The organism is Croceicoccus mobilis (assembly GCF_001661965.1).
GTDB classification, from domain to species: Bacteria; Pseudomonadota; Alphaproteobacteria; order Sphingomonadales; family Sphingomonadaceae; genus Croceicoccus; species Croceicoccus mobilis.
The window spans coordinates 1-26,202 of record NZ_LYWZ01000024.1; the positions used below are offsets into that span (position 1 = coordinate 1).

Annotated in this window: 23 protein-coding genes and 2 pseudogenes; 15 read left to right on the forward strand and 10 right to left on the reverse strand. The window is 64.1% G+C overall.

The features are described 5' to 3' along the window. From A9D13_RS13645 to A9D13_RS13660, 4 genes are all read left to right on the forward strand, one after another. Window positions 1–633, forward strand: a 633-nt coding sequence (locus A9D13_RS13645) for an RpiB/LacA/LacB family sugar-phosphate isomerase (RefSeq protein WP_066768387.1), incomplete at its 5' end; no start/stop codon positions are given. 92 nt (window positions 634–725) lie between these two features. Continuing rightward, window positions 726–1,499 carry a 2-dehydro-3-deoxy-D-gluconate 5-dehydrogenase KduD gene (gene kduD / locus A9D13_RS13650; RefSeq protein ID WP_066768412.1) on the forward strand — a complete coding sequence of 258 codons (774 nt, stop codon included), beginning with the start codon at window positions 726–728 and terminating at the stop codon, window positions 1,497–1,499. Between the two features lie 8 nt (window positions 1,500–1,507). Next, window positions 1,508–2,533: a sugar kinase gene (locus A9D13_RS13655; protein WP_066774766.1), complete on the forward strand. Its 1,026-nt coding sequence runs from the start codon at window positions 1,508–1,510 to the stop codon at window positions 2,531–2,533. A gap of 79 nt (window positions 2,534–2,612) precedes the next feature. Then, complete coding sequence (locus A9D13_RS13660) at window positions 2,613–3,461, forward strand: rhamnogalacturonan acetylesterase (RefSeq protein WP_229665561.1); 849 nt, start codon at window positions 2,613–2,615, stop codon at window positions 3,459–3,461. Window positions 3,462–3,799: 338 nt separating this feature from the next. Here the strand turns inward: A9D13_RS13660 and A9D13_RS21125 are convergent, their stop codons facing one another. Genes A9D13_RS21125 through A9D13_RS13670 form a run of 3 tightly spaced genes read right to left on the reverse strand, consistent with a single transcriptional unit; the run spans window position 3,800 to window position 4,631 of the window. Then, on the reverse strand, window positions 3,800–3,967 hold the full coding sequence (locus A9D13_RS21125) for a hypothetical protein (RefSeq protein WP_229665562.1): 168 nt from the start codon (window positions 3,965–3,967) through the stop codon (window positions 3,800–3,802). Further along, window positions 3,964–4,197, reverse strand: coding sequence for a beta galactosidase jelly roll domain-containing protein (locus A9D13_RS21130; protein ID WP_066774769.1), 234 nt, complete (start codon window positions 4,195–4,197; stop codon window positions 3,964–3,966). Before A9D13_RS21130 ends, A9D13_RS21125 begins: the two co-directional genes overlap by 4 nt. Window positions 4,198–4,211: 14 nt before the next feature. Continuing rightward, window positions 4,212–4,631 carry a VOC family protein gene (locus A9D13_RS13670; RefSeq protein WP_066774772.1) on the reverse strand — a complete coding sequence of 140 codons (420 nt, stop codon included), beginning with the start codon at window positions 4,629–4,631 and terminating at the stop codon, window positions 4,212–4,214. A 290-nt stretch (window positions 4,632–4,921) separates the two neighbouring features. Here A9D13_RS13670 and asd point away from each other — a divergent pair, with 290 nt between their 5' ends. The 4 genes from asd (at window position 4,922) to A9D13_RS13690 (ending at window position 9,116) form a co-directional block, all read left to right on the forward strand. Beyond that, the gene (gene asd / locus A9D13_RS13675) at window positions 4,922–5,770 is read left to right on the forward strand and encodes an archaetidylserine decarboxylase (protein ID WP_066774775.1); all 849 of its coding nucleotides are present in this window, start codon (window positions 4,922–4,924) and stop codon (window positions 5,768–5,770) included. A gap of 19 nt (window positions 5,771–5,789) precedes the next feature. Beyond that, window positions 5,790–6,686: a histone deacetylase family protein gene (locus A9D13_RS13680; protein WP_066774778.1), complete on the forward strand. Its 897-nt coding sequence runs from the start codon at window positions 5,790–5,792 to the stop codon at window positions 6,684–6,686. Between the two features lie 103 nt (window positions 6,687–6,789). Continuing rightward, window positions 6,790–7,575, forward strand: coding sequence for an ATP-binding cassette domain-containing protein (locus A9D13_RS13685; RefSeq protein ID WP_066774780.1), 786 nt, complete (start codon window positions 6,790–6,792; stop codon window positions 7,573–7,575). Beyond that, a complete protein-coding gene (locus tag A9D13_RS13690; RefSeq protein ID WP_066774783.1) occupies window positions 7,572–9,116 on the forward strand; it encodes an ABC transporter permease/substrate-binding protein in 1,545 nt (514 codons plus the stop codon). Before A9D13_RS13685 ends, A9D13_RS13690 begins: the two co-directional genes overlap by 4 nt. Before the next feature lie 39 nt (window positions 9,117–9,155). Here the strand turns inward: A9D13_RS13690 and A9D13_RS13695 are convergent, their stop codons facing one another. Both A9D13_RS13695 and A9D13_RS13700 read right to left on the reverse strand, forming a co-directional pair. Continuing rightward, entirely contained in the window at window positions 9,156–10,499 is a 1,344-nt protein-coding gene (locus A9D13_RS13695; RefSeq protein ID WP_216635509.1) for an HD-GYP domain-containing protein, read from the reverse strand. A 280-nt stretch (window positions 10,500–10,779) separates the two neighbouring features. Next, entirely contained in the window at window positions 10,780–11,022 is a 243-nt protein-coding gene (locus A9D13_RS13700; protein WP_066774784.1) for a DUF6356 family protein, read from the reverse strand. A gap of 130 nt (window positions 11,023–11,152) precedes the next feature. On the opposite strand from A9D13_RS13700, the pseudogene A9D13_RS21350 reads away from it, so the two are divergent. The 3 genes and pseudogenes from A9D13_RS21350 to A9D13_RS13715 form a co-directional block, all read left to right on the forward strand. Continuing rightward, window positions 11,153–11,272, forward strand: a pseudogene (locus tag A9D13_RS21350) (Lrp/AsnC family transcriptional regulator); the annotation flags it as partial. Between the two features lie 12 nt (window positions 11,273–11,284). After that, on the forward strand, window positions 11,285–11,599 hold the full coding sequence (locus A9D13_RS13705; protein WP_308420413.1) for an Lrp/AsnC family transcriptional regulator: 315 nt from the start codon (window positions 11,285–11,287) through the stop codon (window positions 11,597–11,599). Window positions 11,600–12,272: 673 nt separating this feature from the next. After that, window positions 12,273–12,686, forward strand: coding sequence for a hypothetical protein (locus tag A9D13_RS13715; RefSeq protein ID WP_082922424.1), 414 nt, complete (start codon window positions 12,273–12,275; stop codon window positions 12,684–12,686). 70 nt (window positions 12,687–12,756) lie between these two features. Here the strand turns inward: A9D13_RS13715 and A9D13_RS13720 are convergent, their stop codons facing one another. After that, window positions 12,757–13,218, reverse strand: a complete 462-nt coding sequence (locus A9D13_RS13720; protein WP_066774790.1) for a TetR/AcrR family transcriptional regulator — start codon at window positions 13,216–13,218, stop codon at window positions 12,757–12,759. 147 nt (window positions 13,219–13,365) lie between these two features. Beyond that, window positions 13,366–14,256 carry an OmpA family protein gene (locus A9D13_RS13725; RefSeq protein ID WP_066774793.1) on the reverse strand — a complete coding sequence of 297 codons (891 nt, stop codon included), beginning with the start codon at window positions 14,254–14,256 and terminating at the stop codon, window positions 13,366–13,368. A 507-nt stretch (window positions 14,257–14,763) separates the two neighbouring features. On the opposite strand from A9D13_RS13725, the pseudogene A9D13_RS13730 reads away from it, so the two are divergent. From A9D13_RS13730 to A9D13_RS13740, 3 genes and pseudogenes are all read left to right on the forward strand, one after another. Further along, window positions 14,764–15,081 (forward strand): annotated as a pseudogene (locus tag A9D13_RS13730) (OmpA family protein); the annotation flags it as partial. An 89-nt stretch (window positions 15,082–15,170) separates the two neighbouring features. Continuing rightward, window positions 15,171–17,450: an ABC transporter substrate-binding protein gene (locus tag A9D13_RS13735; RefSeq protein WP_066774796.1), complete on the forward strand. Its 2,280-nt coding sequence runs from the start codon at window positions 15,171–15,173 to the stop codon at window positions 17,448–17,450. A 4-nt stretch (window positions 17,451–17,454) separates the two neighbouring features. After that, entirely contained in the window at window positions 17,455–17,772 is a 318-nt protein-coding gene (locus A9D13_RS13740) for an antibiotic biosynthesis monooxygenase family protein (RefSeq protein WP_066774800.1), read from the forward strand. Window positions 17,773–18,042: 270 nt separating this feature from the next. Here the strand turns inward: A9D13_RS13740 and A9D13_RS13745 are convergent, their stop codons facing one another. Genes A9D13_RS13745 through A9D13_RS13755 form a run of 3 tightly spaced genes read right to left on the reverse strand, consistent with a single transcriptional unit; the run spans window position 18,043 to window position 24,772 of the window. Further along, window positions 18,043–18,249: a hypothetical protein gene (locus A9D13_RS13745; protein ID WP_066774803.1), complete on the reverse strand. Its 207-nt coding sequence runs from the start codon at window positions 18,247–18,249 to the stop codon at window positions 18,043–18,045. Then, window positions 18,249–22,541 carry a translocation/assembly module TamB domain-containing protein gene (locus A9D13_RS13750; RefSeq protein ID WP_082922426.1) on the reverse strand — a complete coding sequence of 1,431 codons (4,293 nt, stop codon included), beginning with the start codon at window positions 22,539–22,541 and terminating at the stop codon, window positions 18,249–18,251. Before A9D13_RS13750 ends, A9D13_RS13745 begins: the two co-directional genes overlap by 1 nt. Next, on the reverse strand, window positions 22,541–24,772 hold the full coding sequence (locus tag A9D13_RS13755; RefSeq protein WP_066775029.1) for an autotransporter assembly complex protein TamA: 2,232 nt from the start codon (window positions 24,770–24,772) through the stop codon (window positions 22,541–22,543). Before A9D13_RS13755 ends, A9D13_RS13750 begins: the two co-directional genes overlap by 1 nt. A 229-nt stretch (window positions 24,773–25,001) precedes the next feature. On the opposite strand from A9D13_RS13755, the gene A9D13_RS13760 reads away from it, so the two are divergent. Next, window positions 25,002–26,114, forward strand: coding sequence for a YihY/virulence factor BrkB family protein (locus tag A9D13_RS13760; RefSeq protein ID WP_229665563.1), 1,113 nt, complete (start codon window positions 25,002–25,004; stop codon window positions 26,112–26,114). Window positions 26,115–26,202: the final 88 nt, after the last annotated feature.

Sequence of the window (26,202 nt, forward strand, 5' to 3'; positions counted from 1 at the left end):
ATGAAGATTGCCGTCATCACCGAGAACAGCCAGGCCGCGAAGAACTGCATCATTGAAGATGCGCTGAAGTCGGTTGTGGAGCCTTTGGGCCACGAGGTTTACAATTACGGGATGTACACGCCCGAGGACAAGGCGCACCTGACCTATCCGATGGTCGGTCTGCTTGCCGCCTCGATCCTCAATGCGAAGGCTGCCGATTTCGTCGTCACCGGCTGCGGCACGGGCACCGGCTCGATGCTGGCCTGCAATGCGATGCCGGGCGTGTTCTGCGGTCTGGTCATCGACCCGACCGATGCGTTCCTGTTTGCCCAGATCAACGACGGCAACGCCATCGCCATGCCCTATGCCAAGGGCTTTGGCTGGGCTGCCGAACTCAACCTGCAGGATTGCTATCGCAAGCTGTTCGAAGGCGAGAGCGGCGTCGGCTATCCCAAGGAACGCGCCGCCGTCATGGCCAAGAACCGCGGCGTGCTGGCAGACCTCAAGGCCGCGTCGTGCAAGGACATGCTGACCGTGCTCAAGAGCGTGGACCAGGACCTCCTCAAGACCGCGGTATCGGGCGAGCGTTTCGAGGAATATTTCTACGCGAACTCTCAGGACGAAGAGATCAGCGCCTATCTCAAGAGCCTCTGATCGGGGCCTGCCGGACAGATATTCCGGCAAGATGGGATGACCAGTGCCGCCGCCCCGCCATGCGCCGGGCGGCGGCAGACAGCGAGGATGCAATGACGAAGAGCCCCTTTGATCTTTCCGGCCGCGTGGCGGTCGTCACCGGCGCGAACACCGGCATCGGCCAGGGCATCGCCCTCGCGCTGGCCGAAGCGGGCGCGGATATCGCCGCGGTCGGCCGCAGCGCCGCGACCGAGACCTGCGAGAAAGTGAAGGCACTGGGCCGCCGCTGCGAGCTGATCGGCGCCGATCTTTCCAGCATCGAACCGGTGAACGAGGTCGTCGACACGGTGGTCGAGAAACTCGGATCGCTCGACATTCTGGTGAACAACGCCGGCATCATCCGCCGCGCCGACGCGCTCGATTTCTCGGAAGAGGACTGGGACGCGGTAATGGACACCAATCTCAAGACGCTGTTCTTCCTGTGCCAGGCAGCAGCGCGCCACATGACCGGCTGGTCCAGCCAGGACGGCAAGCGCGGCAAGATCGTCAATATCGCCTCGCTGCTGACCTTTCAGGGCGGCATTCGCGTGCCCAGCTATACCGCCAGCAAGTCGGGCGTGGGCGGGCTGACGAAGCTGCTCGCCAATGAATGGGCGACCAGGGGCATCAATGTGAACGCCATCGCACCCGGCTATATCGCGACGAACAACACCGCCGCGCTGCAGGCCGATCCCGAACGCAGCCGCCAGATCGTGGAACGCATCCCCGAAGGCCGCTGGGGCAAGCCCAGCGACATCGGCGGAGCCGCCGTTTTCCTTGCCAGCGACGCCGCCGATTACGTGCAGGGGCAGGTCCTTGCCGTTGACGGTGGCTGGCTGGGCCGGTGATAGAAACGATGGTCGGCCCCGTCGTCTGCTTTGGCGAGATGCTGCTGCGCCTCTCGCCGCAGGGCGCAATACCGCTGCAACAGGCGGGCGGTGTCGCCATCGATGTCGGCGGGGCCGAAGCGAATGTCGCGGCAGCCCTTGCCAGCCTTGGCGTGCCGACGCGCATGCTGACCGTCGTTCCCGACAATCCGCTGGGCCGCAAGGCAAAGGCGGCGCTGGGCGCGGCGGGCAGCGACACGCGCTTTATCGCGTCTGTCCCGGCGGGCGTGGGCGGCGGGCGTATCGGGCTCTATTGGTTCGAGCCGCCTGCTGGGCCCATCGCGGGGCGCGTCACCTATGACCGCGCGGGCAGTTCCTTTGCGCTTGCCGATCCTGCCGACCTGCCGTTTGCGCAGGCGCTGGAAGGGGCGAGCCTGCTGCACATGTCGGGCATCACCCCGGCGCTGGGGCCCGCAGGCGTGGAACTCGCGCGCGCCGCCGTCGCCGCGGCGAAGGACGCAGGTGTCCCGATCTGTTTCGACGGCAATTACCGCGCCAATCTGTGGGATGCGTGGGACAGCGATCCGCGCGCCATCCTGACCGAACTGGTCGGTGCGGCCACGCTGATGATCGGCAATCACCGCGACATCTCGCTGCTTTTGGGCAAGACATTTTCAGGCGACGGCGCGGACCGCCGCCGCGAAGCGAGCGAGGCGGCGTTCGAGGCGTTCCCGAACCTTCAGCTGATCGCCAGCACCGCGCGGCATGTAGAGGCCGCCTGCACCCACCGCCTTGCGGGCCGGATCGACCTGCGCGCCAGCCACTGGCAGACCGACGAGGTCCGGATCGAGAACATCGTCGACCGCATCGGCACCGGCGACGCCTATGCCGCGGGCGTGATCTACAGCTGGCTTGGCGGCGGCGATGCAAAGCAAATGGCAAAAACCGGATTGGCCCTGGCCGCGCTCAAACATGGCGTGCCAGGCGACATGATCCTGGCAACGGAAGAGGAACTCCATGACTTCAACCCATCGGGAGGCGATGTCCGGCGCTGACGTTTCAGCTGGTTTCCGCGTAGCGTTTTGAAAACAGGCGCCCGTCGCAGGGCCGGCGCCGAGAGGAGAGATAGCGCGCATGACACATAGTTCGGCCCGGAAGGTCTCTTCGCGGATCGGCCTTTGCCTCGCCCTTGCCGCATTGCCGCTGGTATCGTGCACGGCGACCATGGAGGCTGCTCCAACAAACGCTGCGCCCGTGGCAGTGCCAACCGTCTATCTCGCATCGGATTCCACGGTCGCCGATTACAAGCCGGATCGCTATCCCCAATCGGGGTGGGGCAGTTTCATCGGCTGTGTGCTCGATGGCGTAAGGGTCGACAATCGCGCCGTGGGTGGACGCAGCACGCGCAGCTTCGTCAACGAGGATCGCTGGAATTCCATCCGCACCAGCCTGAAGCCGGGCGACACGGTGCTGATCCAGTTCGCGCATAATGATGCGAACAAGGAGAAGGCCGAACGCTATGTCGCGCCGGACACCGCCTATCGCCAGTATCTCGTCAGCTTCATCGCCGATGCGCGCGCTACCGGTGCGACGCCGATTCTGGTCACCCCCGTCACGCGCCATAATTTCAAGGACGGTCACGCTGTCGCCGATTTCGCTGCCTATTCGGCAGTGATGCGCGACCTGGCGAAGCAGTACGACGTACCGCTTGTCGACCTGGAGACGGCATCGCGCCATTATATCGACACTATGGGGGAGAATGCGTCGAACAGCCTGTACCTGCACTACAAGCCGGGCGAATATCCCGCCTTTCCTGACGGTATCGGCGATGACACCCATTTCAGCGAAATGGGGGCGCGGCGCATGGCGAATCTGGTGGCGGACGGTCTGGCGCAGACCGATACGACACTCGCCAGCCATGTCTCTGCCGACCGCGGCGATCTGACGCGGGCGACCGCGGTGGGCAGCAAGGCTTGCCACTGACGATTACCGGCTACGCGGCGCGCCTTAAAATCGAGGGGCGACGTCGAGCCTGACATTGATATGGACAAGCACGAAATCGGGGCCAAGCGGAACTCCACCCTGCTCTCGCCTGCGGGAAGGCGCGGCAGGGCTATGTCGATGTTGGCAGAGTAGGCTAGCGGGCCGCCCATCTTGATGGATCGGGGCGTTCCAGCGTCAGCAGTGACCGCGTGGCCGCTTCATTCGCTGCAACGCCTTGCCGAGGGTGCGGTTTTAATCAAGGGCGGGTGACCGGGATGGTCGGCTCGACCCCACCTGACTGGCCCGAAATCGGTACGGCGCATCAGCACGCGCATCCCCTATTTCCCGCCAGGGTTCGCCGGTTCGCGCGGAGCGTCGACCATGTTCACTGTCAGCCCGCCCCTCACATTGCGCATGGTCACAAGGCTCACATCCTCCAGCGTGTCGCCGGGTTTGCCATCGGTTGTGACGGCAAGGGCGATGGTGTTGGCACCGCGATAGTTCAAGATACCCTCGGGTTGGGGAACACGCGCTGGGGGCCGACATGGGCGATGAACTGGCCCATGTTCCAGCCATTGACGAAGATCAGCACGCGGTAGCTGACGGGCGAGCGCAGCTTTGACGTATCGCCAAAGGCAAGGCCGATGGTCGCGTCCTGCCCCTTGGGCACGGCAAGGTCGATCCGCGCGGCCTTGACGCAAGACCGGGTATGTCGGACCGGCCTTTGCCCGGGCAACTGGCATAGCGCCGCTATTTCGCGAAAAGCTGGCCCAGGTCCTCGAACGCCTTCATCTCGATGGCATTGCCGCTGGGATCGCGAAAGAACATCGTCGCCTGCTCGCCCGGTTCGCCCTTGAACCGGACATAGGGTTCGATATCGAATTCGGTGCCTGCAGCAGTGAGCCGGTCGGCCAGCTTCTGCCAGTCGTCCATGGCAAGGACGATGCCGAAATGCGGCACCGGCACGTCGTGCCCGTCGACCGGATTGCCGCCTGCGTCGGCCTTCATGCCCGCGACCTTATGGGCGACGATCTGGTGGCCGAAGAAATCGAAATCGATCCATTCGTCGCTGCTGCGCCCTTCCGGGCAGCCCATCGTATCGCCCCAGAACGCGCGCGCGGCATCAAGGTCGTGCACCGGAAAGGCGAGGTGGAAAGGCCTGAGTGTCAATCTGCATGTCCCTGATGGTGATGCGTTCCGCGTGGTTTCCCTATGCGGCAGATCCGTGAGGCTTGCCAAGCCCGTCTGCGTTGCAGCTTTCAGGACAGTTGCGCCAGGCCCTTGCGGGCTCACACGGGCTGAAACTCCCTGCAGGAGACATCATGCGCAGATCAATTCGCCGCAAAACTGTCGTCATGAAGCGGACAAGACAGCCAATCGTCCTGTCCGGCAAGCTATTGTCGCGCGCAACTTGCACGCTGCCATAGCCAAATCGAACTTTGCTGCGTTATGAGGTGTAAATGTCTGATCGCCTCAAGGTCCTCCTCCAATATTTGCTGCCCAAGCGGATGCTTACCGGATTTGCCGGACGCGTCGCCAGTGGGCAAAGCGGCGCGCTGACGCAGCGCCAGATCCGCTGGTTCGTCGCCCGCTATGGCGTTGACATGAGCGAAGCGGAAAACCCCGATATCGCAAGCTATGAGAGCTTCAACGACTTCTTCACCCGCCCGCTGAAGGCGGGTGCACGCCCGATGGCGGCCGCCGATTTCGTCTGCCCTGTCGATGGCGCGATCAGCCAGTTCGGTGCGATCGACGATCACCGGATTTTCCAGGCGAAAGGCCACGAATTTACCACGTCCGCCCTGCTGGGCGGGGACGAAGAGCTGGCCGCCGGCTTCCGCCATGGCAGTTTCGCCAATCTCTATCTCTCGCCTCGCGATTATCATCGGCTGCACATGCCGTGCGATGGCACGCTGCAGCGAATGATCTACGTGCCGGGCGCCTTGTTCTCGGTCAATCCGGTTACCGCGCGCGGGGTGCCGAACCTGTTCGCGCGTAACGAGCGCGTGGTCTGCGTGTTCGATTCCGAAAGCCACGGGCGGTTCGTCATGGTGCTGGTCGGCGCGACCATCGTCGGCAGCATGGCCACGGTATGGCACGGCGTGGTCAATCCGAAACGCACGGGCCGGATCGCGCAATGGTCTTATCCCGAAGGCAAGGTCGAGCTGAAACAGGGCGAGGAGATGGGGCGCTTCCTGCTGGGATCGACCATCGTGATGCTGTTCGAAAAAGGCGCGATCACCTTCAATCCCGAATGGGCACCCGAACGCGCGGTCCGTCTTGGGGAGATGATGGGCACGCGCTCGTGATCGGCGCTGCCCGCTGATAATGCTGCATGTCGTCCACCACCCCGGCTATGCGGTCGCGCGGCAGAGAACGGTCACTTTCCCGCATGACAAATATGCGCTGACCATGCGCGCGCTGGAAGAAAGTGGCGTGCCGATGACCGTGCACACGCCCGAAATCATGCCGCGCCGTTGGCTGGAGGCGGTCCACGATCCCGCCTATGTCGAGGAAGTCATCAGCTGCACCGTCCCTGCAGCAAAACAGCGCCGGATCGGGTTCGACGTGGATGAGCGCGTATCGCACCGATCCCAGCTTTCGCCCGGCGGGACATGGCTGGCCGCAAGGCTGGCGCTGCAGCACGGATATGCAGCGAATAGCGCGGGCGGCAGCCATCATGCGCTGGCCGATACCGGGGCCGGTTACTGCGTGTTCAACGATCTGGCGGTGGCGGCAAACCGGCTGATAGAGGAAGGGGACGTGGCGCGTATCCTTATCCTAGACCTCGACGTGCATCAGGGCGACGGAACCGCGGCGCTTATGGCGGGGCGAGAGGAGGTCTTTACGCTCTCGCTCCATGCGGAGAAGAATTTCCCGACGCGCAAGGCGCGCTCCACGCTGGACGTCGGGCTGCCCGATCTGACGGGCGATGCCGATTACCTGGACGCTCTGGCGGGCGCGCTGCCCGATGTGCTCGACCGGTTCGCGCCCGAACTTATCCTGCTGCAGGCGGGTGTGGATGCCCATGGCGACGACAAGCTCGGCCGACTTGCCCTGACCGACGATGGCCTGATCGCGCGCGACCGTTACGTGGGGCTGGAGGCGCGCCGCAGGGGCGTGCCCGTGGCGAGCACGCTTGGCGGCGGCTATGGCGACGACCGGATAGCCATCGGCTTGCGCCATGCCCGCACGATGATGACGCTGTCGGCAGCGCTGGGCTGAGCCGCGAGCCGTCCTGCAATTCCTCGCGCTGCCGTTGCCAAGCCTGCCCGCTCTCGCCTAGCGTCGCCTCATGCGCGCAACGCTTCGCAGATCTGCCGCCTGAATGACCGGTGCTGCAATCCCGGTGGGGATCGAGATCCACGACCTCAAGGTCGTGCGCGCCGGACGTGCCATCCTGAAGGTTGGGCATCTGGTGGTGGAAGGCGGAAGCCTGACCGCCATTGTCGGCCCGTCGGGCGCGGGCAAGACGACGCTGCTGCGCAGCATCAACCGGCTGGTCGACGATTATGCCGGCACGATCCTGCTGGATGGCAAGGACACGCGCGCGCAGAGTGCCGAGCAGCTTCGGCGCCGGATCGGCTACGTGCTGCAGCATATCGGTCTTTTGCCCCATCGCACCGTGGCCGAAAATATCGCCCTGCCCGCGCGGATTGCGGGGGAGGCGGCCGACCCGGACCGCATCCGGGAGCTGCTCAAGTTGCTCCAGCTTCCCGGCGACCTTGGTCAGCGCGATATCGCCAGCCTGTCGGGCGGACAGGCGCAGCGCGTGGCCATAGCCCGCGCCATGTATCGCCGCCCGCGCGTGATGCTGATGGATGAGCCGTTTGGCGCGCTGGACCCGGCGACGCGCTGGTCGCTGGGTACAGCCTATCGCGATTTGCAGCGCGGCGCGGGGCAGACGACGATCATGGTGACGCATGACGTGGCTGAGGCGCTGTCGCTTGCCGATCGGGTGATCGTGATCGACGGGGGCATGCTCGCCGCGCATGACGAACCCGCAGTATTGGTGCGCAGCGCAGATGAGCGCGTGCGGGCGCTCATCGACCCGCCGATCGGCCATGCCCGTCAACTTGCCGCGCTGGGCGACAGGGCGGGGAAGGGGGCATGAACGCCTTTGACGCGGCGCTGGCGCAGGTGCCTGCCTTGCTGCAGGCGCATCTCGCGCTCAGCCTGACAGCACTTGTGCTGGCTTGTGCCATCGGCCTGCCTGTCGCGCTGGTAGCCGTGGGGCGACCGGCCCTGCGCACGGCAGTGCTGGGCGTGACCTCTGTCGTGCAGACCATACCGGGGCTGGCCCTGCTGGCGCTGTTCTATCCCGCGCTGCTGCTGGCGGGGCGGGTGACGGGCCTCGACATACCGGCGCTGGGGTTCCTGCCTGCGGTCATGGCGCTGACGCTTTATGCCATGCTGCCTATCGTGCGCAACGCGGTGACGGGGATAGAGCAGGTCGATCCGGTGCTGGTCGATGTCGCCAACGGCCTTGGCATGACGGGTGTGCAGCGGCTGCGCATGGTGCAGATCCCGCTGGCCGCGCCGGTGATCCTTGCCGGGGTGCGCACCGCCGCGATCTGGACCATCGGCACCGCCACGCTGGCAACGACAGTGGGCCAGCCGACGCTCGGCAATCTTATCTTCTCGGGGCTTCAGACAGAAAACTGGACGGCCGTGCTGGTGGGATGCCTGTTCGCGGCCGTCATCGCGATTGTCGCAGACGCCCTTCTCGGCCTGCTGGAAAGCGGGCTTTCGCGGCGCTCGCGGGTGCGGCAGATTATCGCGGGGCTGGGTCTGGCGGCGCTGTGCATCTTGCCTTTTGCGCCGCTGACATCTGACGGCGGGCCGGACACGGTTACGATCGGCGCCAAGAATTTCTCCGAACAATATATCCTGGCCGAGCTGATGGCTGGCCGACTGCAAGAAGCCGGCTTCAAGACCGAGAGGCGCGACAATCTCGGCTCGGCGGTCGCCTATCGCGCGCTCGCATCGGGCGATATCGATGTCTATGTCGATTATACCGGCACGCTGTGGGCCAATGTGCTGGGCCGGGACGACCGCCCTTCGCGCGATGACATGCTGTCCGCGCTCAGCCGGGAACTCGACCGGCGCGACGGCGTGCTGCTGCTGGAGCCGCTGGGGTTCGAAAACGCCTATGCGCTGGCCATGCGGCGCGACCGGGCAGCGCGCGAAGGGATCGCCTCGCTTGCCGACCTGGCCCGCGTGTCGCCCGGCATGACTTTAGGCACCGATCTCGAATTTACCGACCGGCCCGAGTGGCAGTCGGTAGAGGATGGCTATGCCATGCGTTTCGGCGATACCGTTCAATACAGCCCGACATTCATGTATCGCGCGATTGCGGACGGATCGGTCGATGCGATCAGCGCCTTTTCGTCGGATGGGCGGATCAAGGCGCTCGACCTCGTCACCCTGTCAGATCCGCGCGGGCGGCTGCCGCGCTATGACGCGGTCATCCTGCTTTCGCCGCATGCGCGCAAGGACAAGGCGCTGGTCGCGGCGCTTTCGGGCCTTGGCGGCAGCATCGACATCGACACCATGCGTCAGGCGAACCTGATGGTGGACCGTGCCGAGGACAAGCAGACGCCGCGGCAGGCCGCCCGCTGGATTGCCAGGCGAAAGCGACGCGCTAGGCGCTGACAGCGGGCGCGGCAGTGGGACGAGGGAAGCTTGAGCCGTTCAGAGTTGCACTTCGCGCAGCGCCGACAGGCAGGCCGGGTCGATCGCGCGTCCGGCCTCGCTCTCCATGATCTCCAGCGCCCGATCGGCGGGAAGTGCGGCGCGATAGGGGCGGTCAGCCGTCAGCGCGTCAAAGAAATCGCAGGTCGAGATGATGCGGGCCTCCAGCGCCAGATCGCTCGCGCCAAGGCCTAGCGGATAACCCTTGCCGTCGAGCCTCTCGTGATGTGCGGCGGCGATATTCGCCATGCCCTGCAGCGGCGCGATGCGCGACAAGATGCGCGCCGTTTCGCCGGCATGGCCGCGCATGACCTGCCATTCGTCATCGTCCAGTTTTCCCGGTTTCTCGAGGATGGTGCTCGATACGCCCAGCTTTCCCACATCGTGCAGTATCGCCGCGCGGCGCAATTTGCGCAGCGGGGCCGCTGTCATACCCATGGTGCGGCCAAGGAGCGTGGCATAATCGCCTACGCGTTCGCTATGGCCGCCGGTGTAGGGGCTTTTCGCGTCGATCACCTGGCCAAAGGCGGCAGTGATGTCATCAAGGAAATCCTCGTCCACCGCCATCGCCGCTTCTGCCGGAATGAGATTGCCGATGCGTTCGGGCAGGCTGTCCGCACATAGCGATTGCCAATATGATCGTTCGCGGCTCACCTGCTCGAAATGGCGGCAAAGCTCAGGGTCGAGCCAGCTGCCCGACAGGCGTGCCACCTCTTCGCGGGCAGCGTCGGGCCCGGCATTGATGAAGAACACGTCTGCCACCTGCGCGAGCAGGGCAATGCGTGAAGCGAGCGGGATCGCATCGCGCGACAGATGATCGGGCCGGCCGCCCCCGTCCCAATGTTCGTCGAGGTGGTAGATAGCCTCGGCCACCGCCTCGGGAAAGCGGAGCAATCGGGCGATTTCCGCGCCGCGGGTGCAGCGTGCCGCGATCATGCCGTCCACGATCTGCGGACCGTTGCGCAATATTTTGAGGATAGCTCCCGCCCGGCGAGGAAGTGGCTGACCCCGTCCCGTCTTGGCGAAAACGAAACGAAGGGCAGGGCCGATGCCGTCACCGATCAGCTTGAAGTCATGCTTGAAGCTGCGATCGTCGGCCAGATAGGTTTCCGCGACGCGGGCGGCATTGCTGCTGCAGCCCAGATCCTTGAGCATCGCGGTATAATAGACTGTCCGCAGTTCATCGCCCTCAATCCCGAGGGCGCGGGCAACCGCTGTGGCAATCGAGCAGGCGCGAAGGCTGTGGCCCTCGGGTTGCCCCTCCGTCAGGTCGAGAGCGAAGGAGAAGGCTCCCATCAGTTCGGGCAGGGATGTTTGCATGGGCTGGACGGGGGATACGAACATGTCGGTACTGGCTCCGTGGGGGACGGAGCCCGGCAATTGCATAAAAAGCGTAAAATAAACCTTGATGATCGCCGGATATATGTATTTCGTAGGCTGGCATTGCGTAAAATATCAGCGACTCAATCAGTATCGCGCGGCGTTATCCTGGCTGACAGCGCAGTCCGGGCTGATGGCCAGCGACGGACGAACGGCGCGGTGGCGGTGACTTTGGCCGTTTTGATGTGCCAGCGGCGACCAGATGGAAGGTTGGCGCAAGCTCTCGGCTGAGACGGTGCAGGCTTTAGCGCTGCTCCTTGTCTTTGCGAATATGGTCCTTGCGGATGCGGTTTTCGATCACGCGGTTATGCAGGCGGCGGATCGCGTCGCTGCCTGTGGTCACGAAAAGCCGGGGCAGCAGGCCGTGGAGAAGACAAGCCATCCCGGCCGCGATCATCGCCAGACCGAAGCCGCTGGCGGCGATGAAATGTTCGCCATAGGTTTCGTTGACGCTGCGCGGATGGTCGAGGAACAGGCGTTCGATCATGCAATTCTCCTTTGCCACACAGGATAGGCGCAGCAGCGGGAATGTCCTTATCGATTTTGATGCGAACGCCGTTTTCAGATGAAGAAAAATCTCTTATTGGTCACTCATAGAGAAAATTGTTCTCGATCGTATCGATTGCCGGATACTCACTATCCTGCAGCAGGACGCGACCGTCCCGGTTGCCGAGATCGCGGAGCGGGTAGGGCTGTCGACCACGCCGTGCTGGAAAAGGATCAAGCGGCTCGAGGCCGAGGGCGTGCTGATGGGGCGCATCGGCCTCGTCAACCGGGAGGCGGTGGGCCTTGGCGTGACCGTCTTCGTTGCGGTCAGGACAGCGCGTCATAATGACGAATGGCTAAGCGACTTCGCACAAGGTGTCGCCAACCTGCCCGAGGTCGTCGAATTCTACCGCATGAGCGGCGAGATCGATTATCTGCTTAAGGTCGTCGCGCGCGATATCGCCGATTTCGACCGGATCTATCGCAAGCTCATCAAGGTTGCCGAATTGCATGACGTGACCTCGTCCTTCGCCATGCAGGAGATCAAGTCCACCACGCAATTGCCGCTGGGCGGCTAGGCTCGGGTTTGCTGGCAACGCTGCGCTAAACAAAGTGCCCTAAAGCCGCGCGGCAGTAGGCCAGTAGCCGGATGGCCTGGGGCGGAAATTCGCTATGAACGTCGCGGCCGAAGACAAAGGCTCAGTCCTTTACTTGCCACTCGACGCGCAGGCAGTGATCTCCTCCGGCTTGTGCCTCCTTGTCCTTTCATTCCTTCATCGCGGCCAATCCAAAAATGGAAATCGGGACACTCGGAGGGGCCGGATCCGTTTCGACAGCTTGCAGGTGGATGTGGGCTATCCGCCCGTGCGTTCACAGTAAGCGGCGTGTGTGCTGTTCGGAATAAGAAAAATTCTCGCAGGACCGCTACTACGCCACCGGTGACACTTTGCCGGGGAGGGCAGAAGCCGGCAGCCCGGGCTATTGCAAATCAAGGGGAGGGGCGTTTTCAGGGGCAGCGCATGAATTTTGCCCAGAGCAGCTCCGTATTCGATCGTGCCGCTGCGGGCAAAGTGTCACGGATGACAAAGTGCACTTGCCCGCTGCAATTGGCGCATTTGCGGGATTCACAAGCGATTCCGCCTGTGTCAGATTCACCTTATGTGCTCACCTGTATCTACCAGCCGGCCAGCCGATATCGGCTCGATCCTTAGCGCGCTTTCGCAAACGTCGCGCAGGCCTCGCTATGCCTTCATGGTCCTGGGCCTTATCGCGGAAGCGGCGCGGCCCGATGGGCAGGCAGGGCCGTGGGTGGCAGGGGTTGACGGAGTGCCGCAACCCTTGCGCGAATGGGTGGCGGGCCAGCTCGTCCCGCTGGCCGCGCATGACAGGCGAAGGGCGACCTTGCGGCGCAAGGTCGAGGATCGACTAGGCGCCCGCGCCAGCGACGAGGCACTCGTGATAGCTGCACTCGAGGAAGAAGCTCTGGCCGTGGGCAAGGCCAATGTCAGTCGTGCGGTATCCGATCTGGTCAAGGCTGGGTTCGTGCGGCGCCACTATGCGGGGCGGGTCAAAGGGCACCGGAACAGGGGAGGGGGACGACATGCGGTCTATATCGTATCGCCCCAGGTCCTGAACGCCATCCGCTCCCGGCCCACGCTCGTTTGAAACGCGCGGTGAGGCCGTGAGCTTCTGGCAGGCTTGTCGGGCCCATACCGCCACCCTGCCATCTGCTGCGTCAGACCAGGCTGGCCGCCCCGATCACGAGGCACGACAGGCACAGCAGCGCAATTCTCGGCCATGATGCCGGTTCGCCCAGTATCGTCAGCGCCATGACGATCGTGCCCAGCGGCACCACCGCCGCCAAAAGCGGCATCATGATGCTGAGCGGCGCGCCTTCCTTGATCAGCAATGCCAGCGAATAGAGCGATATGGCATAGGCGAGCGCGTAGATATTGAAAAGCGTACGCTCGGCGACCCTCGCTTCCAGCGCGATGGCCTTCATCGAGAGCCCCTCGTAGCCTTCGCGGACCAGCAGGCCGTGCGTGGCCTCAAGGATACGCTGGCGGCGCTCTTTCTGCCGCGCGCTCAGCGGTTTCTGGTGTTCAGCTGCGCTGGCCGCTTCGTTCATGGTCGCCGGATATGGCAGCTTCGCGCCATGGTCGACACCGCGGGCCGATCCGTCGGTCTGGGCGCCCATTCAGACGGGCTGGCGGAAAAAGGGGCGGCACATGACCCGCATGCCTATGGCAAAGGCGCAAGACTGGCAATGACGCCCGTTTCACCGCTACCGGCCCGGCAGGCCCCCGTTTCGGGTGCGCTGGCGGACCGGGGCGGCTTGGAAAAGTCAAAGCCCGTCGACGGCCTTGCTGACCAGCACGTTCACCGCGACCCGGCGGTTCTGCGCCTTGCCTTCGCGGGTGTCGTTGCTGGCGGCCGGATCGTAATCGGCCATGCCGGTCGGGGTCAGCATGCGATAGGGTTTCCATCCGCAGGCCTGCTGGAGATAATTGACCACCCGCGCCGCACGCTTTTCGCTGAGCTGCTGGTTGATTTCATAGCTCCCGGTGGAATCGGTGTAACCCACGACCAGCAGCAGCGCATTGTCCATCGCTTCCGCCTCTGACGCGGCGGCGCACAGATCGTCCTGCGCCAGACCCGAAAGCGTGGTCTTGCCGCTGTCGAAATAGACATTGGTCGTGGCCTTGACATTATATTCGTCAAGATCGCCGACCCGGCTCTTCAAAGCCTCGGTCGCGGCGGCATTGCTCTTGATCGCCGCCTCGTTCGCGGAAAAGCGGGCATTGGTGCCGCCATGGATCATGGCAGCGGTCTTGAGATCGTCATTCTTGAACTTGATCTGGCGCGCGACCAGCACGTTTTCATAACGCGCGGTCTTCACCGTGACGGGCAGGCCTGTGAACAGCGACGATGCCGCCCGATCCTTGCCGCCAAGGCCGAGGAAACCGCCGCTGGCCTTGATCTCGGTTTCGTCGTCGATGGTGATGACGGCGCGGCGGCCGTTTTCCATGACGACCTGCATCCTGTCGCCGCTGCGGGCGGAAATGATGCCCTTGATCTCTGGCCCCTTGGTCGAGCCATAGACGGTGAGCAGCACATCGTCGTCGTTCGAATTCTCACCCATGCTATTGGGCTGGGCGGCAAAGCCGGTGGTTGCCGGAATAGCAAGCAGGGCGACCAGCATCATGGCGCGTGGACCCTTGGCAAAAGCAGTCATCGGCTTACTCCCTCTTCAAATCCGGGCCGGGGCCGCTTCGCCTCAGCCATGGCCATCGGCTTCCAGACATGACGGAGGCATCGTTAAAACCGTCTGTCGAGAGAGGGTTTAGGCAAAATTCACCTTGTTTACCGAGGGTTTTGCGCGGAGCTGGCGGGTTTCGTCGCAGCTTCAGCGTGTCAAATCCGCTATAATCGCTTTTCCTCGCCCCGATTTCACGACCGGCGTGATCCAATACCGCCCGGATCGAAGCATTGCGGCGAAGCCGAGGATTGAACCTGCGCCGCCGATTCCGGCCAGGGCAGGTCGGTTCAATTCATGCGGGGCAAAGTCCGGTCTCGACGCAAGCGCTGAGTCCCGGCCGACGCTCACATTTCTGCTTTGTCAGCGACCAGCGCGCCGGTCGTTTTTAGTGCGATAATATATCTGCTCCGCTTCATTCGTCCGTCTCCTTGTCAGGGCCGGAACCTACTTGTCTATGGAGGAAATCTAAGGGCTCAGACCACGCTTTCGGGTCTGGCGCAGGACGATCTGTGCGCCGTCGCGGCAGAGGCCGAGGCGATGGAAAACGCGCTGCTGCTCGTCGTGGGTTACACCGATTCCACCGGTAGCTATGAAATCAACCAGCAGATGAGCGAAAAGCGTGCAGCGCGCGTCGTGAACTATCTGCAGCAGGCCTGCGGGTGGAAACCCTATCGCATGCTGAACCCGACCGACATGGCCGATTACGATCCGGCGGCCAGCAACGATACCCGTGAAGGCAAGGCGCAGAACCGCCGCGTCGCCGTGAACGTGCTGGTCAGCAAGGCCGTCGACGGGATCTGACCTGTCGCGCCTTATGTGCTATCCTGCGGCCCGCTCGCCGAAAGAGAGAGCGGGCCAAGGGAGACGGTCAGGCCCGTCGGGCACATGCCATGTTGCGACAAAGGCTCAAGGCGAAGCGGTCGCTCCTGCTCGCAATCGCGGCAGCCATTGCCGTGTGCGTGGCAGGGCTTGTCCTGTTCATTTCGCGGCAGCCCGCGCCGGTCTGCATCGCTTTTGCCAATTCGCTGACGGGGCCATCCGCTTCGGCTGGGCTGGAAAGCCTGGCGGCAGCGCGGATCGCGCTCGACGATGCCAATGATGCGGGCGGCATATCGGGCCGCCGCATCGAATTCGTCCTTTTCGACGATCGCAGCACGGGTGAGGGCGCCCGCGCCATCGGGTCCGACATCGCCGCAAGCGAATGCGTCGCGGTGCTGGGCCATTACCTCAGCACTGCATCGCTTGCTGCCGGTCCCGGATATCGCGAGGCGAAAATCGCGGCGCTGACGGGCACGTCCTTCGTCGATGAGCTGACGCAGGGGAACGCATGGTATTTCCGCGCCCAGACGACGGCCTCGGTACAGGGCCGCTCGATCGCGGAATATCTGGAGGTGTTCCAGGCCAGCGCCCCGATCGAGCTGGTCCATTCCGACGACAGCTTCGGCCTCAGCTTCGCGCAGGGGTTCACCGGCGCTTATCAACCCAAGAACTACCGCCTCTGGACATTCGATTCGAACCCCGGGGCAAGGGCGGCATCCACTAACGAGCTGGCAAGGGCGATCGTGCGACAGGGCGATGTCGGCATGGTCGTGATCGGAACCGGCGCGGATCATATCGCCGACATGCTGATGGCGCTGCGCCGCAATGGTTTTTCCGGCATGGTGATCGCCGCTGGCGGCGCTGGCGGGCCGGAGTTTCTGGAGCGGTTCAGGAACGAACCGGAGGAGCGGCGCGATCAGGGCTATTTCAGCCGCAACCTGTCGGCCGCATCGCCCCTGATTTTCGACAGCGCGGGTGAAAAGGCGCAGGCGCTTTCCCTGCGCTATCGCGCGCGCACCGGCAAGGTGCCGAGCTGGGTCGCGGCAGGTTCATATGATGCGACCCGCATGATGATAGAGGCGATCCGCCGGGCCGATCTGCGCGGGGTTGCCGACAGGCGTGCTCGCACCCGCGTCCGCGATGCGCTGGCCGGGATGACCAGCCCGGCGACCGGGGTGGAGGGGCTGACCCGCATCCTTTATTTCGACAGCCAGAGAAGCATTCCCAGCCAGACCCGCATGGGGACCTTCGTCTTCGACCGCTTCGCCACCTCGCCGCAGCAAATCATCCTGATCGAACGGCCCGAACTCCTCGATCTTGGCGCGCTGATACAAAGTGGCGATGTCGTGGAGATCGGGGACCGGCATTATTGGCGGCAACGGGTGGTATATACCGGCATCGATCTCAATAATATCGACCGGCTGGATATCAGGAACGGTACCTTTTCCGCCGATCTCAACCTGTGGATGCGCTTTGTCGGCGACGACGCGCCCACCCAGGTCGAATTCCCCGCGCTTGCCGATCCCGATGCCTATGACCCTGACGATCCGCGCGAGGTCGGACCCTATTCCATCGGGCCCGGACTGGTCCGCCCGCTGGGGGTGGGGCCGGACGACACGCTGACCTATCACCTGTACCGGGTTTCCGGCGATTTCCGGTTTGATTTCGATCTCCACGATTACCCGTTCGACCGGCAGGAACTCCTTATCCGTTTCCAGAACAATCGCCAGCGCAGCGACCTTGTCACCTATGCCATCGACACCGCCGGGCTGCGGCTGACCAAGACCGACAATGTCGTCCCCGCACGGCTCGATCCCTATGGCGGGCTGGAGCAATGGTCGCAAAAGGGCATGCGCTATTTCGTGGATTCGCGCAGCACGACATCGACATTGGGCAATCCGCTGCGCTTTCGCGACAATGCCGCAATCACGCATGCCGGTTTCAATGCCGCGATCATGCTGGAGCGCGATTACGGTATCTACATCATCAAGACGCTGACCCCGCTGCTGCTGCTGGTGCTGGTCGTCTTTGCAACGCTGATCCTGCCGAGGAACCTGTTCCGAGAGCGGATCAACATCCCGATCACCGCGATCCTCACCAGCGCGGTGCTGCTGCTGTCATTGAACAGCCAGTTGCCCGCCGTCGGCTATACGGTGGCGATCGAATATATTTTCTATGCCTTTTTCGCGGTCTGTCTTGGCGCGATGCTCGTGGGAATCTCGCATGACGCGCTGGTGATCAGGGACCGCGCGAAAGAGGCGGCCCGCCTCGCCGAGTTGGGCGTCATGCTTTACGTCGGGACCGTGATCGCGATCATCGGTTTTTTCTGGTGGCGATACGGAACGGGATAGACCCATGACATTTGTTGCAGCCTATTGGTGGAAAGTGAAACCGGGGAAGGAGGAACAGTTCCGCGCCGCCTGGCGCCGCGGGACCGAGCTGATCCGCGAGCGATACGGCTCACTCGGCTCGCGTCTCCACCGCGACGAAGAGGGGCGCTTTATCGGTATCGCCGAGTGGCCCGACCGCGCCAGCTGGCAGGCGGCATTCGATAATGCGATGGACTATGACGAAGCTGAAACGCGTGCCGCATTCGTCGATGCGCTGGCGGACTGGGCACAGGAACCCTTGCTGCTGGATGTAACCGACGACCTTCTAACGGACCGCGATTAGACAGGGGTTATCTAGACAGGGATCATCGGCGGCGGCGCACAGCTTTGTGCGTCATGGGGTCGTATGACCGATCGCCATAAAGTCCTGCTCCAGTACCTGCTGCCCAAGAAGCACCTGACCGGTTTCGCCGGCCGCGTCGCCGGGGCGCGGGGCCGGCGATGACGATCTGGCGGCAGGCTTTCGGCACGGTCGTTTTGCCAATCTGTACCTGTCGCCACGGGATTACCCGCCACGCGGCGCCCACGCCGGCATTAGCCGCATGACCTCCGGTCAGTTCGCTGCCCGCCCTTTTGCCCCCGTTACCTGCGTCGCCGGGGCGGTTTCAGGCGGAGCCGTTTCATCGATCTGCCGGTCTATGTCCTTGGCCAGACGGCTTGTCTCTTCCTGCGCCTTGTCGAAGCGTTCGTCGAAATCGGGTTCCTGCTGACAGCCGCCCAGCAGCAAGCCCAGAGCAGTGACGGCGATCGCCACGCGCATCAGTAATCCTTGCGATACTGGACCGAGAAATCGGTCGCCGAAGATCCGCCGGTCTGCGAAAGGACCGACAGGAACGGGGTGAGGCTGACTTCCAGCTGGGTGGCGGTAAAGCCGCGCGCATCGGTGATGAATTCGACATAGATGTCATCGGTGATGTACTGCCCGGCCGCCAGCGCGGTGCCGCGTCCGGTGCTTTCATCGCCGCCAAGGATGCGCAGCCTGTCGACCCCCGTGGCCGAACGCAGCGTGCCCAGCGGGTTCAGCCCGCCGCCGCCCGATCCGCGCAGCGAATTGAGCGAGGCGGCCAGCTGCACCGCCTGAATGGTCGACAGATTGCCGACCGAGCTGCCGAACAGGATGCGCGACACGATCTCGTCCTGCGGCAGGCCGGGCGTGCTGGAGAACGTCACCTGCGGGTCCATCGCGCGGCCGGTGACGTTTACCGTCACGCTGACATCGTCGATATCGTCGCTCGCCGACAGGTCGATCACCGGGTCGATGGTGTTGCCGCCGGTGAAGGTCACCTCACCATCATCCAGTTCGAACGAGCGTCCGGCAAAGCCCAGCGTGCCGCGCACCAGATCGACGCTGCCCGAAAGGCTGGGCGCTGCGCTGGTGCCCGACAGGGCGAGATCGGCGCTCCATTCGCTCTCGAGGCCCATGCCCGAAACATAGAGCCGTTCGGGGGCGCGCACCGTCAAATCGAGCCGGACGAGATCGAACATGCCGGGCTGCGCCTCTGCCGGTTCATCGCCGGTGATGCGCTGGCGCCCGCGCGGCGGCTTGAACCTAACGCCGGTCAGCGAGGGGACTTCGGCGCCCCCCTGATTGACGATCTCGTACCGGGTTTCGGGCAGGGTGATCGTGCCAGACAGCAATGCGGTCTCGCCCGCTTGCTTGGTCAGCGCCAGATTGCCCGTCGCCGATGCGCTGAGCGCGTTGCTGCGCGCAAGCCGTGCGTCGTCCATTTCGACCTGGAGGTTCATGGGATAGCCATCATCGGCGGCAAGGCTGACGAAACCGCTGGCCGATACCGTGCCATCGCCTGCCTGCGCCTGGAACTGCTCGATCTCCATCCGGCTGCCGGTGAAGCGGCCATTGACCTGCATTTTGGACAGGCGGGTGCCATAGGTCTGGTTCTCATAAGTCAGGTTCTTCGCGCGGATCACGCCCGAAAGGTCCGGCTGCTGCACCTGGCCTGAGAAATCGGCAGCCACGCCGATATTGCCCTTCAGCGTCTGGTCGGGTTGGCCTGCAAAGGAGAACAGCGTGCCCGCCGGGCCATTATAGCGGAAACCGCCCGACAGCGGCGCTGCCATCATGCGCGTCACCCAGTCGCCCGAACCGGGTGGCAGCGGCCGCAGCGAGGCGACGAGGCGTCCGATTACGGTATTGCTGCGCCGCATGACGGCGCGCGCCTCACCCCCATCGGCAAGCAGCTTGCCGACAAAGCTGATGTCGACAGGCTGGCTGACCGCGGCGGCGGTGGTGCGGGTGAAATCGCTGATCCTGATGCGCGCATCGGCGCGGGGAAATGCGCCGGGCGAGGTTTGCTGGAAATCGAGGCTGCCGCTCGCCTTGCCGCCAAGCCCGAGGCCCGGCACGAAGGCATTGGCGAGCGCGATGTCGATGCCTTCCATCCGGCTCTGCAATTTCATGCCAGTACCGGAATTCCCGGCCCCGTAATTGCCTGCAAGCCGGATATTGCCCCCGCCCACGTCGATGCGCGTGGGCAGCAATTCATAACCATCGCTACCGGGCACGATGCGCGCCGGGAATGCGGTGGCGAAATCAATGCCGCGTGCGCGCCCCTTGGCCGCGATGCGCCACAATTCGGGCGAAAGCTGCGCATTGGCCGCCACGCGGAAGGGCACGCCCGCCACGCCTTCGGCCAAGACCTTCGCGGTGCCGCTGCCCTCGCGGTAATCCACTTGCACGCGCCCGGCGGCCAGCCGCGAGCTGCCATAGGTAATGCCGGCAAGCTGTGCATCGGCCTTGACCAGTGGCTGGTCATACAAAACGACGCACGCATCCACGATTGCCGCTTCGACCGAGAGATTGCCCGGCCCCGGCAATTGCGTACCATTGGCGCGCAGGTTCACCAGCGCTTCCTGATACGAACCCTGCGCCGACAGGCGCACCACGCCGCCCAGACCCTGGCCATTGGCGGTCAGCTGCCCCGCAAACGGGCCGCTGGGCGTCTGGCGCAGGGATCCGGCCAAATCGATGCCGCCCAGATTGGCGCGCGTGATGTCGAGCGTGGTCACATCGCCCGTGCCCAGCACCACATCTGCCGTCAGCGGGCCGTAATCGGTGTCGCCATCGGCGACGAGGCGATAGCCGCCCTGTCCGTTTGCCGTGCGCGCGCCAGTCACCCGCGCGGTCACATTGGCAAGCCCGATGCCAAGATCAGGGCGTTCGGCGGTAATGCGCGCATCGGGATCGCTGATCGTACCGGCCACGCGCACGCCCACCGCGCCATAGGCATCGGTGGCGGCATCGGCGGTCAGGCGGATCTGCCCATCGGGCGAATAATATCCGATGCCCCCGTCGATCCGTGCGGCCGGGGCTCGCAATTGCAGATTGGTGAAGCGCAAGGTGCCATCGCCGCCATAGCGTATGTCGGCGCCCGCCACGGCATTGCCGCCAAGGAATCCGGCAAGGCTTTCGTTCTCTATTCGGGTGGAGCGCACGCCGACGCGGCCTGCCAGCGAATAGCTGCCGTCGCGGTCGGTGCGAAGATCCATGTCGGTGTTGATGTCGAACACGCCCACGCTCTCGACCCGGTAATCGTCGAGCCTGCCGTCGATCGCGCCGGTATAGATCCCGGTCGAGGTGTCGGCGACCAGGATGAGATCGGCGTTCAGACGGTTCGACCTGATAGTCATATTGTCCGAAAGGATGCGCGTCCCCTCGATCGCGATATCGCCGTCGAGGCGGATGTCCTGCAGCGTGCCGCCAGCGACCGTATCGACCCCGGTGATGCGCCCGATGCTGGCGTTGACCGGGATCAGGATCGCATCGGAAGCGACCGTGGCATCGCCGCTGGCGCGCAGGTTGGTGATCCCCATGTCGTTCATCGCGACGCGCGCGGCGGTGATGTCATAGGAAACGGCGGGCGTCGTGAACGCCCCGTCCAGCGCCAGCTTGGCCGCGATTCCCCGTCCGGCGAGGTTTTCGGCCAGCGCCGATGCCTTGAACAGGGTGAAGTCGAGGGACAGCCCGTCAAAGCTATTGTCGGAAAGGTCGATGCCGCCATTGGTATCGAGGCGGAAAGCATCGCTCGACACCGCGCCTGCCAGCTGCGCGCTGCGTTCGTCGAGCGCGGCGGAAAGATCGATGGAGAGCACGGGGCCCAGAAGCTGCGCGGTCGGCCCCTCGAACAGGCGGGCCACGCGCGTCGGCCCCTCTACCGCGACGGTGCCGTCGCGCGCGGAAAGCGCGAGCCGCGCAAATTCGCTGCCCGCCAGATCTGCGTTCAGATTGCCGTCCCAGCTCTGCCAGTTGCCCTTGCCGTCAAGGCGCACCGTCAGCGGCTCGGTCAGGCCGGCCATGGCGGCGACGACCCCGTCGCCCGGCGCATCCAGAACGAGGTCGATGTCGAGCCTGTTATCCTCTGGCACGGCATCGAGCGCGAGGCGCAGCGTGTCACCGCCCGCAGCGCCCGCTTCGCCCAATGTCGCGCCATTGAAGGTCACTTGCGCACGGCGGTCGGCGATATGCACCGTGCCGTCCATGCCCAGAACGCGCTTTTCGCCCGCAACCGGCGCCTCGGCCACGAAGCGGTCGATCTTCAGCGTGTCGACATCAATGTCGAGATCGGGGAGCAGCGGCGCGTCGCTGGGCGGTGTTTCGTCGAATTCGGGCAGGCGGCGCAGCGTGACCAGCGGGCTGGTCAGAGAGCGCACGTCGACATGGCTCGATGCAAAGGCGAAAGGCCGCCAGTCGACATTGATCTCGGGCGAGGAGAGAAACACCCCCTTGGGATCGCTGACCGCAAGGTCGCGCAGTGTCATCTCGCCATAGATCGAGCCGTCGATGGCGCCGATCTCGATCCCCATGCCGTTTTCGAACTCCATCCCTTCCAGCTGGCCGATGATGAAACGTTTGCCGGGCCCGGTGTTGAGGGAGAGCAGCACCGCGCCGACAAGCACGATCAGCGCTGCAATGACGATGCCGACCCATTTGGCGACGCGCCGTCCGGTGGAATGATGGCGCACGGGCGCATCTTCGCCATGCGCCATGTTGTCGGTGTCTCCGGGGGAGACGCCGGGCGTGGTATCCTGCGTCATCAGAAAGCCTGCCCGATCGAGATATAGACGGCAAAGCTGCTTTCGCCCTTTTGCCGGTCGATCGGCATGGCGACATCAAGGCGCAGCGGGCCGAAGTTCGTGTAATAGCGCCCGCCCACGCCGACGCCGTAGCGAATGTTCGAGAATTGCGGCATCGCATCCTCATACACTTGCCCCGCATCGACAAAGGCGACCGCGCCGAAATTGCCAAAGCGATAGCGCGCTTCCACCGCCGCCTCGTTCAGGCTGCGCCCGCCCAATGGGCGATAGACGTAGGGGTTGGCATCATTGTCGGGGTCGGTGGCATCGTATTTGGGATTGGGCTCCTCAGATTTTGGCCCCAGTTCCTGATAGCCGAAGCCGCGCACCGATCCGCCGCCGCCCGAATAGAACCGGCGCGAAGGCGCAAGATCGCTGCGGTCGATCCCCTGGATCGAACCCACCGTGATCCGGCCCGCCAGCACGAAGGAATCGCCAAAGGGGAAATAGGCCGACCCGTCGATCCGGCTGCGGACATAGGGGGTGAAACCGCCCTGCAGCGAACCTTCCGGTTCGACCAGCGCGGTCAGGCGAAAACCCTTCGTGGCGTTCAAGAGGCTGTCGGTCCGGTCGAAGCCCACCTGTCCGGTCAGCCCGCCGATGAAGAACGTGCGGTCGACCCGTTCCTGAAGCGCGGGGTCCCATGCCTCTTCCACCGTGCCGATCAGCTGCGCGCCATAGGCATAGGTCAGGCGCTTTTGCCAGATCGGCGTGGAATCATAGCTCCAGATCGCGGCGAGGCGGCCGGTGAACGCCTCGAACGCGTCGTAATCGGAATGGAGCGCATTGGCCGAAAGCTGGAACGTGCGGTCGCGCCGCCCGGCGTTTGACCGGCGGAATGTCGCGCCAAGCCCCTGTTCGCTGGTGCCCGCCACCGCGTCGAAGGACAGCGCGCCTTCGGGCGGGAACATGTTGCGGTGGGTCCAGCTGCCTTTCACGCGCAGCCCCTGTCCGGTGCCATAGCCGGCGCTGCCCGCGATGGTGCGCGCAGGGCCTGCCTCCTGATCGACGACGATTGTCGCATATTGCGCCTCGCCGATTGCGCCGTCCGGTCCCTCGACAGTGCCTGTGCTTTCGCCGCTCTGCCGGGCGGTGACCGATACGGTGTTGAACAGACCGGTCGCGACCAAAGCCTTCCTCAGGTCATCGACGTCGTCGCTGTCATACAGCTCGCCGCGTTCAAAGCGGGCAAGCGTCTCGACATGCTCGGCATCGAAGGCCAGATCGCCCGTCGTCTCGATCCCGCCGAATACCGACCGGGGGCCGGTGTCGATGGGCAGCGTATATGCGCCTTCGCCGGTATATTGGTCGAGCAATATGTCGCGCTGTCCGATTTCGGCAAAGGGATAGCCGTTCTGCGGCAGGGCCACCGCCAGCTGCGCTTCGGCGCCCTGCACGCGGGCGGCGATGATCGGTTCGCCGACTTCCAGCGCGAAATTATCGGTCAGCAGGGTTTCGGGCACCACCGGCGGCGCATCCAGGGTGATCTGCGAAAAGGTGAACCGCTGCCCCGGCGCGACGTCGAGCACGGCGGTCAGCGTGCCGTCTTCGGGGGCTCCGCCGCCATTGTCGCTGCCGCCTGCGCGGTCGAGCCGTGTCGTGACCTGCGCCTCGTACCAGCCTTCGGATGCCAGGATGCGCTGGAGGAGGGCGCTATCCTCTGTCAGCCGGGCGGAAACCTGCGCGCTGTTGGCAGCCTTGCGCCCGTCGGTGCGCAGCAAGGACAGGTCGCGATACATGGCTGCAAGATCGGTGCCGGTTTCCTCATCTGCGGATTCCAGCCCGTTGACCTCGATATCATAGTCGATCTCGACCGTCTCGTCGTCGCCGGATTCGTCCTCCGCCAGTTCGACAGGCTCGGCATCGAAGGTCGAAAGCGGCGGCAAGGGGGCGGCAAGCTCGGTATCGCGGATGGGCGCGTCGCCAATTTCCTCGACCGGATCGCCATCGGCCAGCGCCGGATCGCCCAGCGGCGCGGACTGGCCTTCTGTGGCCTGATCAACACTGTCCTGCGCTGTTTCGGCGCCATCCTGTTCGCGCGCCAGCCGTGCCTCGAATTCCTCGATCGATTCCAGCGGGGCGTCCATGGCCTCGTCCCCGGTGGCGAGGTCGGGGACCGCGCTTTGGAATTCATCGTCGGTGATGACGGGTTCGATCTCGGGCAGGGCCGCGCCGGGCGGCGGGGAGGGCACGTCGGGTTGATCAGCGGTATCGGTGCCGGCGGTGTCCCGCGTCTGATCGGCCCCCCCGTCCTGAACAGCCCCATCCTGAGCAAGAGCGGGCGCCGCCCATGAAGCGGTGAGCGCAAGGATGGACCCCGCGATCAGAAAGCGGCCTGCATTTGTAGATCCGGCACCATTTCCGGCCGCGCCCGTTTGACAAACAAACCAGCCACGATTTGTTTTGATAAGGCGGCATAGTTTGGAAAGCGGCAAAACGAACCCTCATGTCGATATCGGCCCGCGTGTTGCGCCGGACGATCCTGAGAGCCAGCCGGATGAAGAGGCGGCGCAGACGGTTTCGGCGCCCGGTTCGGACGCCCGTTCACCGCTGCAAATCCCGCGCAAGGCATGGCTCAAGATCCTTAAACGCGTATACACCATGTGGGGTTTCCATAATTTATCGCTGCTGGGCGCAGGGATGGCATTTTTCACCTTTCTGGCCATCACGCCGCTGCTGGCCGCGACGGTCATGATCTATGGGCTGATCGGCGATGTCTCCACCGTTCAGCGCCAGATGCGCAGCATCTACGAGGTGCTGCCCGCCGATGCCGCGCGCATCGTGGAAAGCCAGATGATGGCGGCCGTGACGACCAGCAGCGGGGTGACGGGAATTGCGCTTGTGGTGGCGCTTGTCTTCGCCATTTATGGCGGGATGCGGGCGGCGAACGGGTTTATCGGCGCGCTCAACGTCATCAATGAAGAGCATGAGAGCCGCAATATCATCCGCCTGACCCTGCGCGTCCTGCTGCTGACGATAGCGGCGATCGGCATCGCGATCACGGGCGTTGTCAGCGGGGGTGCGTTCGCCTGGCTGCAGCGTCATTCGCAAGAGGTGCTGGGGCCGGGCGCTGCCCATGCTTTCCAGCTGCTGGCGTGGGCAGCGGCGATATTCCTGGGCAGTTTTGGCTTTGCGATGATGATGCGTTACGGCCCCGATCGCCGCCCGGCCCGATGGCGATGGCTGGCACCGGGCGCGCTTTGCGCCACGCTGATCTGGCTGGCAATCTCTTTCGGCTTTTCGTTCTATGTCTCGTATATCAGCGATTATAACGCGACCTATGGGTCGCTGTCGGCGATCGTGGTTTTCCTGATGTGGCTGTTCCTGTCGGCCTATGGCGTGCTCTTCGGCGCATTGCTCAACGCCGAAGTGGAACGGCACACCAGTATCGACAGTACCATTGGCCCCGACCAGCCACGCGGTCAGCGCGGCGCGGTGCTGGCCGATATTTCCGAAGGCGAGCTGACGATCGAGCAATGGCTGGAACAGACCCAGCGGCGCGCCATCGCACGGCAGATCCGGCGTCGTGGATGAAGAGGCGCGGATAAAGAGGCGCGGATAAGACGGGCGCGGACCTATCTCGCCCCGCTGCCACCAGCAGCGGCGATCAAGGAGATTTTGA